Annotated in this window: 11 protein-coding genes and 4 tRNA genes; 8 read left to right on the top strand and 7 right to left on the bottom strand. The window is 45.0% G+C overall.

Translation table 11 applies throughout. The features are described from left to right. Positions 1–23: 23 nt before the first annotated feature. Together ACWQ4X_RS08370 and rnr are read right to left on the bottom strand one after the other, a co-directional pair. Positions 24–911 (bottom strand): VanW family protein, encoded by an 888-nt coding sequence (locus ACWQ4X_RS08370; protein ID WP_457903322.1) that lies wholly within the window; start codon positions 909–911, stop codon positions 24–26. Between the two features lie 52 nt (positions 912–963). Next, positions 964–3,405: a ribonuclease R gene (rnr, locus tag ACWQ4X_RS08365; protein WP_457903321.1), complete on the bottom strand. Its 2,442-nt coding sequence runs from the start codon at positions 3,403–3,405 to the stop codon at positions 964–966. Between the two features lie 265 nt (positions 3,406–3,670). On the opposite strand from rnr, the gene ACWQ4X_RS08360 reads away from it, so the two are divergent. From ACWQ4X_RS08360 to ACWQ4X_RS08335, 6 genes are all read left to right on the top strand, one after another. Then, positions 3,671–3,760 (top strand) — tRNA-Ser (locus ACWQ4X_RS08360). 14 nt (positions 3,761–3,774) lie between these two features. Beyond that, a tRNA-Arg gene (locus tag ACWQ4X_RS08355) sits at positions 3,775–3,851 on the top strand. Between the two features lie 46 nt (positions 3,852–3,897). Continuing rightward, positions 3,898–3,974 (top strand) — tRNA-Arg (locus tag ACWQ4X_RS08350). A gap of 523 nt (positions 3,975–4,497) precedes the next feature. Further along, positions 4,498–4,574, top strand: a tRNA-Arg gene (locus ACWQ4X_RS08345). Between the two features lie 209 nt (positions 4,575–4,783). Continuing rightward, a complete protein-coding gene (locus ACWQ4X_RS08340; RefSeq protein WP_457903369.1) occupies positions 4,784–5,287 on the top strand; it encodes a YcxB family protein in 504 nt (167 codons plus the stop codon). A 32-nt stretch (positions 5,288–5,319) separates the two neighbouring features. Continuing rightward, entirely contained in the window at positions 5,320–5,967 is a 648-nt protein-coding gene (locus ACWQ4X_RS08335) for a fumarylacetoacetate hydrolase family protein (RefSeq protein WP_457903368.1), read from the top strand. 43 nt (positions 5,968–6,010) lie between these two features. Here the strand turns inward: ACWQ4X_RS08335 and ACWQ4X_RS08330 are convergent, their stop codons facing one another. Then, positions 6,011–6,817 carry a helix-turn-helix domain-containing protein gene (locus ACWQ4X_RS08330; protein WP_457903320.1) on the bottom strand — a complete coding sequence of 269 codons (807 nt, stop codon included), beginning with the start codon at positions 6,815–6,817 and terminating at the stop codon, positions 6,011–6,013. 116 nt (positions 6,818–6,933) lie between these two features. Between ACWQ4X_RS08330 and ACWQ4X_RS08325 the strand changes: the two genes are divergently transcribed. Beyond that, positions 6,934–7,869, top strand: a complete 936-nt coding sequence (locus ACWQ4X_RS08325) for a DMT family transporter (protein ID WP_457903319.1) — start codon at positions 6,934–6,936, stop codon at positions 7,867–7,869. Between the two features lie 58 nt (positions 7,870–7,927). On the opposite strand, the gene ACWQ4X_RS08320 is transcribed toward ACWQ4X_RS08325, so the two are convergent. From ACWQ4X_RS08320 to ACWQ4X_RS08305, 4 genes are all read right to left on the bottom strand, one after another. Further along, positions 7,928–8,413: a hypothetical protein gene (locus tag ACWQ4X_RS08320; protein WP_457903318.1), complete on the bottom strand. Its 486-nt coding sequence runs from the start codon at positions 8,411–8,413 to the stop codon at positions 7,928–7,930. Between the two features lie 74 nt (positions 8,414–8,487). Beyond that, positions 8,488–9,537 (bottom strand): linear amide C-N hydrolase, encoded by a 1,050-nt coding sequence (locus ACWQ4X_RS08315; RefSeq protein ID WP_457903317.1) that lies wholly within the window; start codon positions 9,535–9,537, stop codon positions 8,488–8,490. Next, positions 9,534–10,694: a DUF389 domain-containing protein gene (locus tag ACWQ4X_RS08310; RefSeq protein ID WP_457903316.1), complete on the bottom strand. Its 1,161-nt coding sequence runs from the start codon at positions 10,692–10,694 to the stop codon at positions 9,534–9,536. Before ACWQ4X_RS08310 ends, ACWQ4X_RS08315 begins: the two co-directional genes overlap by 4 nt. 267 nt (positions 10,695–10,961) lie before the next feature. Beyond that, positions 10,962–12,212 (bottom strand): YihY family inner membrane protein, encoded by a 1,251-nt coding sequence (locus ACWQ4X_RS08305; RefSeq protein WP_100243252.1) that lies wholly within the window; start codon positions 12,210–12,212, stop codon positions 10,962–10,964. Between the two features lie 112 nt (positions 12,213–12,324). Here ACWQ4X_RS08305 and wrbA point away from each other — a divergent pair, with 112 nt between their 5' ends. After that, a complete protein-coding gene (gene wrbA, locus ACWQ4X_RS08300; protein WP_457903315.1) occupies positions 12,325–12,921 on the top strand; it encodes an NAD(P)H:quinone oxidoreductase in 597 nt (198 codons plus the stop codon). The last annotated feature ends 47 nt before the right edge of the window (positions 12,922–12,968 follow it).

Raw genomic sequence — 12,968 nt, 5'->3', positions numbered from 1 at the left:
TGTAGGGATTGTTGGCAGGGAAATCAAGTTTTTATTGTGGGAGTTTGCTGTTCAGCGGTAAATTCTGCCCAAGAAGCAAAGGATTGATCAATTCGCTGAGGGATATACAGGACTTTGGCAAAGTTACGGGTCATGCATTCGGTGTCTAGAATTTCCCCACTTTTATATTTTTCTTTACGATGCCGCCAGATTTCATTTTGACGATAATAGTCAGAACCGATTTTTAAAAAGGCATGCTGTTGTTCAAACACATGATAGACATAACCCAAATCTACCGAGCAGCGCAGTTCCCCCTCCAGACATTTGTCGCTAAACCATAAGCGGATTTGAAAGGTATGCGGGGTCGGATTATAAAATTGATAATCGATGTAATTGTAAAAGATGGCCGCGCCACTGCCGAAAGGTAAAACCCGTCCTTGATCGGGGAAGGGATCAAAGGAATGCTGCGCACGTTGTTTCACCTGAAGTGGGCTGTGCAGCACCAGCCAATGGATCAGATTGGCAATCTGACAAATACCACCGCCAATGCCACCACGCGCCTGACCAAAACTCAGTTCCATGCCTTCGACATAGCCTTTGGCGGCTGTGGGTTGCCCCACAAGTTGACAGAAAGAAAAGGTCTGTTGGGGATGAATGAGAATGCCTGAAATACAAGGGCTGGCAATTTTCAGGTTGATGACTTTGTTGTGTTGCCAGTGTTGTTCGCTGTCTCCTAATTTTCGAATCAAGATCGATTGATGTTTTTTCACCCGATAGGGCAAGGGTGTAGAACATTTCTCTTGGGCATAATCTTGACCATCGGTTTTCCATTGCCAATAGCGCAGCGCCCGTCGGGTACGGGTCGATAAAAAGTAAAACAGGGGATGATATTGGCTAATCGGTTTAGGGATCAAACGTCGAATAATGGTCATGATTTTTTATAAAAAAAGGTGTTAAGCCACGGGGCTTAACACCGATCTCAGGTTATTCGCTACGCACTTTGGCGTTGGCTTTTTTCTTTTTGGCTTTGCTCTTTTTCTTGGCCTTGTCTTTGGCTTTTACCTCGGCTTTGGTGGAGGTTTTCTTATCGGCTTTTTTGCCATAAGAGCTTGGCTTAGGCTTGGCTTTCTTTTTCGTAACAGGTTGATCGCCAGACTCACGTGCTTCAGTAGGTGCTTTTGCCGCGCGAGGATTAAAGGTTTCTTCCTTCACCTGTGCAGTGCCAGCTTTGGCTACGCGCGGTGCACGGCTACGGATGGCACGTCCTGCATGCGTCAGTTGCTGAATCAGTTCAAAATCAATCTTGCGCTCTTCCAAGTTCACGCCAGCCACTTTAATTTTGACTTCATCGCCTAAACCAAACGTTTGCCCACGGTTTTGTCCCACCAGACTTTGACTAACTTGGTCAAAGACAAAGAAGTCATCGCCCAATTGACTGACATGTACCATACCATCCACATACAGGTCTTTCAGCGTCACGAATAAACCAAATTCTGCTACTGCTGAAATCACACCGACAAACTCATCGCCCAAATGCTGTTGCATGTAGTGGCATTTTAACCACATGGTAACAGAGCGAGAGGCTTCATCGGCACGACGTTCGGTTTGCGAGAAATGTTCGCCTGCATCATCCAGTGCTGCGCCTGACAGCGGGAATGGTTTATCAGCGAGTTTGGCTTTAATCGCACGATGTAACAGTAAATCTGGATAGCGGCGAATTGGTGATGTGAAATGGGTATAGGCTTCATAAGCCAGACCATAATGTCCCGCATTTTTCGCGCCGTAATAGGCTTGCATCATGGAGCGTAACAACACCGCATGAATACTTGGTGCATCAATACGGTCTTTGGTCGCTTCAATCACCGCCTGATAGTCAGCTTGGGTCGGTTGGTCTGGGAATTTCAAACCAAGCAATTTGACAAAATCACGGACTTTTTGAATGCGCGAGAACTCAGGTGGCTCATGCACGCGATACAGCATCGGCACATCGTGCTCGAGTGCAAACTCAGCTGCAGCCACGTTAGCCAATAACATACATTCTTCAATCAGCTTGTGTGCATCGTTACGTGTACGTGGCAGAATTTCGTTGATACCGCCCAAGTCATCAAAGGTCATGTAGGTTTCAACGGTTTCAAATTCCATGGCATGGCGTTTGGCACGTAGGTCTTTCAGCACTTGATACAGTTGGAACAGAGTGTTGAGGGATTTACGGACCTCACGGTCTTCGGGTACCGCGGCACTATCCCCATCAAAATATTGCGCCACTTGTGTATAAGTGAGACGGGCTTTGGAATGCATTACTGAAGGATAGAATTCAAAGCCTGTCACGCGACCTGCACGCGAAAGTTTTAAATCACAGACCATACATAGACGGTCGACATGTGGATTTAAAGAACACAGTCCATTGGAAAGGGCTTCAGGCAACATCGGCAATACAAAGTGCGGGAAATACACGGAGGTCCCGCGTTCTTGAGCTTCTTCATCCAAGGGTTTGCCAATACGCACATAATGGCTGACATCGGCAATTGCCACCACGACACGATAACCGCCACCCGAGCGTTTTTCGGCATAGACGGCATCATCAAAGTCGCGGGCATCTTCACCATCAATGGTGACCAAAGGCAGGTCACGTAAGTCGATGCGACCTTCACGGTCTTTGGCATTTGGCTCTTTAAAGCTCTCGGCTTCTTTCAGGACTTCTTCTGGGAATTCGTAAGGCAAACCAAATTCTAAAATGGTTTGCGGAATAATGATTTCGGTATCTGCTTTGTCTGCCATCGACTGAATCACATGTCCCGTTGCGAATTCTTCACGGGTAGGGTAGTCATCAATCGCGATACGAACCGAATCCCCCAGTTTAAGTTGGGCATGTTCAATCAGCTCTTTTTCTAAAGTAATCGGCTGATGTGCATTCGGATTTGCGGGTTGAATAAAGTATTCGCCGTCATGTTGTGAGACTTTACCGATAATCTGCTTGACGCGGCGCTGCAAGACTTCGGAAATAAAGCCCCATGCTTTACCTTTACGATCCACAGAAGTCTGCTGCACTTTCACGCGATCGCCGTTAAACACTTGGCGAAGTTCACGTTCAGGTAAAAGCAGGTCATCATGTCCAGCAATACTGGCAGTACCAAAACCTTTGGAGTTGATATAAACCGTGGCTTCATGGCTAGGCTGATCTGCCATGCGTTGGAATTTAAAACCATCTTTCATGAGTTGACCGTCACGCACCATGGCAATCAGGCGATGGCTGAGGGCATCAATGCTCTTTTGATCGGCAATTTGGAAGTGTTCCACTAAATCGGCATGCGATTGTGGCGAGTTTAATTGTTCTATAGTTTCTAAAATGAGCGTACGGCTCGGAATAGGATTTTCGTAGCGTTCAGCTTCCGCTTTGGCTTCAGGATCGACCCAATTTTTCATCATGGATTTGGTTTTGTGTCAGAAGATAGGATTAGCATAAGACATGCTGCGCCAGACTGCACGTAAATGATTGCAATAATGTGTTTTTCCTCGAGCAATTGTAGTTGAACAGCTACATTCGGAAAGTAATACCTGCCGATATCGGATGAATTCTGCTCAAATTTAAGTAAATTGTTTAAAAAATATTTAATTGAGCAAAATAATGCAAAAAAAACAGCGGCTGTGCTTGCAGTACTAGGGTTAAGTTTGTATTATGGCGGCACGTTACGGTGAGATGGGTGAGTGGCTGAAACCACATCCCTGCTAAGGATGCATACGGGCAACTGTATCGAGGGTTCGAATCCCTCTCTCACCGCCAACTTTACTTATGTCGCGCTCATAGCTCAGCTGGATAGAGCACTTGGCTACGAACTAAGGGGTCGGGAGTTCGAATCTCTCTGAGCGCACCAATAAGTAAACTGTATGTAACGTATCGCCGAATGGCACACAAGTAATGCGCTCATAGCTCAGCTGGATAGAGCACTTGGCTACGAACTAAGGGGTCGGGAGTTCGAATCTCTCTGAGCGCACCAACTTGAACAATTAACCGCATATATTGCGGTTTTTTTGTGCCTGAAATTTAGCATTCTCTCCTTTAATTCCACGACTAAACTTGCCGTGCTGCATGGTGTTGACTCTTTTTCTGTGTCTCGCTACTTCTTTGTATAGTCCGTCGAAGAATAAGAATAGGCGGGTGGCATGATCTTGAGTGATGGTTATGATCAAGATCTGTAGCTAGAGAATGCCTATTGGTTGGGGCAATGTGCCTTTGATCCCAATTTAGATAAGTTAATTGGCGAAGTAGGTCTATTCCACATTAAGCGGAGTCAGGATATGTTTGGCTGTGTTTGGATGGCTAGCAGCGCTTGCATGCCATTTCTGTCCATTAGAGATTGAAAAAAAGAGTAGCTAAATTGACTGGCTGTTTGATGGTTTTGGTCTAAAAATGCACTTTTATGCATGAATTGCCCATTATCTAGGCATTTGGTTGCACTTTTGTGAAAAAATACTTATCAAAATGAAAAAACCATATATAATGCGCTCCATCAAGACGTCGCGCTCATAGCTCAGCTGGATAGAGCACTTGGCTACGAACTAAGGGGTCGGGAGTTCGAATCTCTCTGAGCGCACCAACTTGATTACCTAGATCATTTATCTGTTCTAGCTATAAAAAAGAAGCCGCATTTTTTGCGGTTTTTTTGTGCTTAAAATAACTCAAAAGCATGTCTATTTCGTGACAATTCCAAACTTTGTTGTTGCCGAGCAGCAGTGAAAAGCATAAAGAAAAGCTGAAATTTGGTGTACTATGGTCCAGTCTCGTTTTCAGATTGATGATGGATTTATGTCAGACAGCAAGCCTGCCTTATCTTTACGTTATTACTTAAACCTTGAAGAATCTCAAGATGGCTTTGCTCTAGCCACCTTCGGTAAAAAGTTATTCACCCGTTTTATTACCCCACTGATTAGTATTGCCATTATTGGCTGGGGTATTTATTTGGGCTTTTCTGGGGTCGGTCGTTATTACGTTGCGCTGGGCGTATTTTTCTTGGTTTTACAGCTGGTGTTGCGTTATTGGTTCTTGCCGATGATGTTTAAGCGTCAGTTTGTGAAGTATCAATTTGGGAAAAGCGAGCAAGGCGTAGATCTGTATCAAGACTATGCCGATATTTATGCCAATGGTCGTAAAAAAGTGGTGCATTACCACGAAGTCCAGAATTTTGCAGCGGGTAAACTGACCTATATGCTGGAATTAAAAAATCGTACTGTGGTGATTGTACCGAAACGTGCGTTTGCAAGCGCTGAAGATCAAGGCATATTTGAAAATACCTTTAAGCATTCTAAATAAAAGATTTATTGTCACAACAAGTCGAAGGGAAGATCATGAGTACACGTCCATCTAAAATTGTCTGTGTCGGTCGTAGCTATGCAGACCATGCCAGAGAACTGGGAAATGCCATTCCCGATCGTCCAGTGTTGTTTATCAAGCCGCCAAGCAGTTTAAAAGCATTGCAAGATGGAATTTCGTGGAACTCGGCTTGGGGCAGTTGTCACTATGAATGTGAACTAACCCTACGTATTGATCGTGAACTGAAAGCGGAAACCGATCCTGTGAAAGCCCTGCAAGCGGTGGGTGCTGTGACTTTAGGACTGGATTTAACCTTGCGTGATTTACAGGATGATCTAAAGACCAAGGGTCAGCCGTGGGAGCGCGCCAAGGCGTTTGATGGTTCATGCATGTTGGCAGATTGGGTTGATGTCGCCGAGGTGGTGCAGGACTGGAACGAGGTGCATTACACCTTGCATGTCAACGATGAGCTTCGTCAAAAAGGGGATACTTCGCATCTGATTTTTGATATCGGCACCTTATTGGCAGATATGAGTCAGGTCTTTACCCTAGAAGTGGGGGATGTGATCATGACAGGAACACCTGCGGGTGTTGCGGCATTGCAAGCTGGTGATCAACTCAAAATGACGTTAAAGGGTCAGCAGCAAGACTACGTTTGGAACACTTTTGTGCAAGCCTAAACTGAGCTAAAGATAGAAAAGGACTGTAAATACAGTCCTTTTTTTATTTGGATGGGTTATCTGCTGCGTAGTCTTTACGAAATTGATCGGGGGTACAGCGCATCCAGCGTTTGAATAAATTAATAAAGGCAGAGGCGTTGGCATAGCCCAAATCCAGCGCAATACTTTCCACGGTTCTGTTTTCATTCAGCATCGACATGGCTTTAATGACTTTCAGCCGCTGTCGCCATTCATTGAGCGACATGCCCAGTTCCTGCTGGCTATAACGCGCTAGGGTACGTTCGGTCATATTAATCCGCTGTGCCAATTGTGCCAAAGTGCTCTGATCGGCGGGATGTTGTTGTAAATAATCCAGTAAACCTTGTAATGCAGGATGTTGGGTCGAAGGTAAATAACTGCCGACCCATTCTGCATGTCGCAGTTGATCCAACAGCACATGCAGCAGACGTAAATGTTCAGGCTCATGATCAGGCATGGGATGCTGACGCAAATGATGCAGCAGCGCAGGAACCAAGGCCGAGGTCAGCAAGATGCCCGCCTGTTTCGGCAGCGCTTCACACAGGCTTTCATGCACGTATAAGGTGGAATGGGTCACTTCGGTACGGTTAATGCCTGCATGTTTTAAGTGTGGCGGCAGCCAAATCCCATACGGAGGCGGGGTCAGAAAATGTATCTGATCAACCTTAACTTCCAATACTCCATTCAAGGCATAGACAAACTCTCCCCACGCATGTTCGTGCATGGGATAGCAAGATTCGGCAGGGGCATCTGAAATCCGCAGCCACAGTGGCGCGGGAATCTCATCATTGGTGGGCATCGGATGGTAGTCATGTTGTTGACGTGTATGCATCTGTTTCTCCTCTGCTGATTTTGCCTGGATAATAGGATGGGTTGTCTATTTTGAATTATATCTTTTAAAAGAGACAGGTCTATAGTGATGGCTCATGAATGAAAGTGGAGTAGACCGTGAGTGAGCGTCGGGCACTAGACAGCAAAGCATCGGGCATTATGTTTGTGCTGTGTATTATTTGGGGCTTGCAGCAAGTGATTCTAAAAATGGCTGCACCTGATATTTCTGCCGTAATGCAAATTGCATTGCGCTCAGGTCTTTCCGCGCTGATGGTTTACCCCATGATTAAACTCGCAGAGGGAGTCTCTTTGTGGAGTCGTGAATATTTGGCCCCAGGGATTCTGGTCGGCATTCTATTTGCTTCTGAATTCTTTTTGGTGGCAGAAGCCTTACGTTTTACTTCAGCCTCACATACGGTCGTATTGCTGTATACCGCTCCTATTTTTGTGGCTTTGGGGTTGCACTGGAAGCTGCCCTCTGAGCGACTTAGCCCCTTACAGTGGAGTGGTATTGCGCTTGCCTTCTTGGGCATTATTATCGCGTTTCTGTTTCATCCTGCGGGTTCGGCAGCAGCATCTCCAACGGCTTTGTGGGGGGATGCATTGGCATTGCTGGCGGGGATTTTGTGGGCGGCAACCACAATTGCAGTGCGCTTAACGAAACTGGCGGAAGCACCTGCAACCCAAACCTTGTTCTATCAACTGTTAATCGCCTTTGTACTGTTATTTCCTTTGGCATTTGTCATGGGGCAAGCCAGTATTCACTGGACGCCATTTACCATCGGCAGTTTATTGTTCCATACCATTATTGTGTCTTTTGCCAGTTATCTCATTTGGTTCTGGCTGTTAAAAGAGTATTTGGCTTCGCGTTTGGGCGTATTCTCCTTTTTAACCCCCTTGTTTGGCGTACTCTTTGGCGTGCTATTGCTGAATGAAAAAATTGAACTGAACTTTGTGGTGGGTACGGTACTGGTGATGTTGGGGATTATGGTGGTCAGCTTGCAGGGTTGGGTGCAATCTCGCAGTTTCGCCAAAGCTTTAAAATCGGATTAATCTCGCTATAGTGAACTAAAAAAGCCTGTCGATATGACAGGCTTTTTCATGCGGAGCATTAAGGTTGATATAAATTAATAAAGGCACGATAGGCAGAAGATTGCTGTCCATTACGATAGACAGGACGGGTAATGTTGCCTTTGTCGGTTACCAATTTTAATTCAATATCTTTGGCATTTTTAAATGTGCTCAAGAAGGAACTTGGTACCACAATATAATTGGAGGAACGGTGCGGAACCATAAGGTTGATATATTCATGTGTGGTCGCAGCCGCAGGGGTATAGCTATAAGGTTTTTGATCAATCAAGAACACAAACTGCTGAATATCATAATCCTCTTTCGCACTCGGTAAATACGCAGTAATTTTTAAGTGACTACGCTCTTGTTCATTCCATGTCACTTTGACGGCTGGGCACAGTTCATTCTGCGCACAAATCAGCAGTCCTGTAGAGGCAATATTCGGTGGTTGTGTCGAGGACGTTGCGCAGCCTGCTAACCCCATGACAGTCGCCGTACCTAAAAATGCAGTTTTTAATATATTCATATTAGACCTTTATATATTCGTTCAGAGGTTTGGCAGATGCGTTTGGGCAGTGGAAAATATCTGCCGCATCTTGCCTATTCTGTTCCTAAAAATTGAAATGCTTTCGTTGTCTTAAAGTGTGTTGTGGCATCCCCAGCATAGACATTGGCTTGATCTGCACCTAAGTCGAGTTTCTGGAAAGGCGTAGTTTTAAAATCGATTTTCTTTAAATCTACCCAGAACGTATTGGGTGAAACTGCCGATTCAAAAAAGTATAACAAATTCTTGTGGTCAACAACCGTGCGCCAGCGTGTTGATGAAATATTTGGTTCTTCTTCTGTATTTAGGCCGAAAGGAACGGAGGCATTGCGAATCACGCTAAAGACACTGGCAAGGCTTTGTTTGCTGCTGGCATTTTTAGGAATGGCGTTGATATAAAACGAGGCACGGGCAAAACGATCCGAGGCACGATTGGTGCCCGGTAAGAAGGTGGTTCCCCCAATCTGCTTCCAGTATTGATTCAATGCCAACTGCTGATCAAAAATGGGTGAGTTGGTCATGACTTGGTACTTGGCATTGTGATGAATCACTTGTTTGCCATTAATGTATTCAATAATCGCGCTATCGCCCGAAGCATCGGATAGCGATAGGTGCAGGGTTGCAAGGCGTTTTTCCCCAGGCACATTATCCGTGATCACAATAAAGGGCTCTTTCTCCAATGCTCGAATGGCTTCATTCACGGTCGCATAATTATCTAAAACATACTGCGCCCAGAGGGAAATGCTCATCGTTGGTTTTTTATTGTTTTTAACTTCAGGATATTGTGATTCAACCAGCCAGAGCAGATTGGCGGTCAGTCCTTTTTCATTGACACCATCGGTGGTGGAAAGATCATAGCCTGTTGCGACTACGCTGCCATATTTTGCCGTCCAGTGGATGGATTGCGGTCCTGCCAGACCACTGCGTGCAATATTTTTTGGCATAATCCACAGGTTGGTACCAACATCGACTTTCCAGTCCATGGAGCGAGCGGTCATGACGTTTTGTCCATCTCCATGAAACACCACCCGAGTGCAGGCTTGAAGTGCTGAATTGATTAAAAGGCCACTGCTTAAAGTTGCAATTAGAAGTAAATTTTTTGTCATGATTCATCCTGTTTTTTCAGTATTTTAATGCTTGGTTTTTCAGTATCGGCTGTATTTAAGGGCACGATTTTGGTGGGTTGGGTTTGAATAATTTGAATCGGGATAAAACGAATCTGCACATAGGTCGGATGCCCTTTTCGGTCAGGACCGAGGGTGCGATTGAGCTCATCAATTTGACTGGTTGATGGGGGTTCAACCCCACGGATAAACACCCGTGCTAGGGTAAATTCTGGATGTGTGTCGAACTGAACGGTATCAATAATATTGGTTTCAGTATTGAGCTTTTGCCCCAGTTGATCACTGACCCGAGATTTGTATAGCTCATTTTGAACGGTATAAATTAAGTTGAAGGTCAGATAGACCGCCAAGATAACCAGGATAATTAAACTGAGCCAATTGCGTTTTGCAAATTCGAGGTATTTGCTTTGTACCTCTTCATTCGAACCACGTCTAAAGCCTGCGATCCAGAGCACCATTGATGAGCTGACTTGAATCGCAATAATATTGGTAAAGGTCAGCAAGAACGCGTTGGCAGACAAAGAAAATTCAGCGCGGGATAATAAAAGACCGCTGGCAACCAAAGGTGGAACCAAGGCGGTTGCAACAGCCACACCCACCACAGCAACTGATAAACGCGGAGAAACAGAAGCGAAAGCCCCCGCAGCACCGCCCGCCAATGCAATCATTAAATCGAGAGAGTTGGGATGGGTACGTGCCATAATTTCATTGGTAATGGCGATATTGGGATGAATGAGTCCGATCAGGAAGCCAATCCCATAAATCATGATGATGCCCAGCGTAAGCGTTTTTAGGGCAGTTTTCAGCAGCATCCAACGGCTATCAATCAAGGCGAGAGAAATCCCCGCAATCGGTCCAAGCATCATGGCAACCAGCATGGCACCAATCACCACAGCCGTAGAGTCACTGAGTAAACCATAGGCGGCAATGACGGCAGCCAGCGCATTCATAATGAAAAAAGTTTTGCTCGGCAGTGCATCGGCCTGAATATTCAAGCGGACTTGTTTGTGATCAATGGTCTTTGAATTTTCCCGTAGTGCCTGTTGATAGCGCAGCTTTTCTTTCAAGTTTTCAAAGCGTTCTTGTTCGGGTTGCTCATCATCAATAATGATGGTGGGGGTTTCTTTTTTGTCTGTCATGGCGAATTCTCGATTGAATCACGCAAACAAAAATTCTTGCTTGTGGATGTTATTGTTCTAAATCATGTTTTTAGATGATTTTATCATTCGGTCTAACTATAATTTTAGTTGTTTTTTTGATCGATTTGTAGCGTAGAATTTAGAGAGTTACGTAATCAAAAAATACGTTTATGTGATCTGAATTCGAAGGCTGAACATTGTGTGCAGGTATGACACAGAGGCAGAGCAAGAGCTGAAAGGACTTTTCAACTCTTGTAGTGCAGTGATTTAGCGTTGTTCAAAAATACAGGCCAATGGCAGGGCAAGTTTGGCAGAAAGGTAGTCATCCGCTTCTTCAAACATTGGTCCAATACGCTGCATCCACTCATGATCATCAGGATGAATATTCTTGACATCTGCCCGACGTGGAAGTGGGTAGGGTAGTTGTTTGTAGAAACTCCAGAAATCGACTTGCGATAAATTACGCACCAAAACGTATTCATTGTTATCGGTACGCTTGACCAGATTTTGTTGTTCCAGCAATAGCACATAGCTGGGCCAATGCCCAATTTCTTCACGCCCTAACACATCTAGCGCTTCTTTATCGGACATGCTTTCGCCACTTTGTTGCTTGATGTGGAAAAGTTGCAGGATATCCAGCAGCATAATTACAGGGTGGCGCCGTTGTTCCTTGCCTGTATAAAACGCAGTGAGTGCATAACTGATTTCGACTCCGAGCAATACAATATTCCACGACAGAAAAATCCATAACAGGAAAATTGGCAGTGCGGCAAAGGCACCATAAATAATTTCATAACTGGTGAAATTAGACATGATGTAACCAAACAAGTTTTTGAGTAACTCAAATACACTCGCACTGAATATACCGGCAAAAATGGCGGCTTTAATAGGCACGCTGCGGTTGGGAATGGTCCAATATAAAATAAAAAAACCCAGAATCGACAGTGAAAAAGAGATGATCCAGAGCAGGAAGGCACCATTGACTTCATAACCTGCCAAATGGCTGCTCAGCAGATTCATGGACGCTACGGTGGATGACAAGGCAAAAGCACTGCCCAAGATAATCGGGCCTAAAGAAATAATGGTCCAGTAGCGCATAAAGCCAATCATTCCGCCGCGCTTTTCACGGACACGCCAAATGCGGTTAAAGACATTTTCAATGCTTGTCAGCATCATGACGGTGGTAATGAATAGAAATAAAACCCCAATGACGGTTAAGTTGCTGGATTTATCAGTAAAGGCAGTCAGAACTTTGTCGAAGGCAATCGTGGTTTTAGGGAGGAAATTACTATAAATCAACTGCTGCAATTGTTGCCGTGCAGGTTCGAGGGCTTTAATGGAAGAAATAATGACTAAAAAAACAGTCAACATGGGAACGACCGCAAACAGCGTGGTATAGGTGAGGGAGCCTGCCTGTTCGCGGCATCGGTCTGCTTCAAAACGTCGAAGGACAAATAAAACAAACTGAAACCAAGTCTTGCTGTAAAAAGGCAGTCGTACTAAATACTTTTCTATCATGCGTTTCTAGTCTCAATTCTTAATCATTTTATATACTTTTCAAGCACAAGCTTAACCAAAAAGTCGGAAAAATACCGTATAGTTTTCATTTTTAGCTTAGATCATAAACGTCATGCAACCTTATGTCCTTGTTTTATATTACAGCAAATATGGCTCAATCAAAGAAATGGCACACTTAATTGCCAATGGGGTCGAGTCAACAGGGATGGCAGTAAAAATCCGTACAGTGCCCAATTTGGCAACGGTGGTGACCGAAGCGGCAGCCAGTATTCCTGCTGAAGGTGATATTTACTGTACTTTGGAAGATTTGCAGTATTGCTCTGGACTGGCTTTGGGTTCACCAACCCGCTTTGGCAACATGGCATCGGAAATGAAATATTTCTGGGATCAGACCACCAGTTTGTGGCTCAGTGGTGCCTTACATGATAAGCCTGCTTGTGTGTTTACCGCATCGGGTTCGATGCATGGCGGGCAGGAAAGTACCTTGCTGACCATGCTGCCACCGCTGTTTCATCACGGCATGATGATTATGGGTTTAACCAATGCGCATGCGGCTTTATCCAATACCAAAACAGGCGGCACACCTTATGGGGTTAGTCATGTCAGTGGTCCAAGACATGATCAGCAACTCAGTCAGGATGAGAAGACTTTATGTGAGGCACAGGGTCGTCGTTTAGCAAGCGTAGTGCAACAATTACAAGCGCATTGATACTTGGCTGAGCTTTCTAAACCAAGTGAGGGTAAGAACCCTCACTG

The organism is Acinetobacter sp. NigerLNRRAM0016, assembly GCF_054112845.1.
Note: the sequence above shows the minus strand (reverse complement) of the source record. Positions and strands in the feature narration are given on the sequence as shown.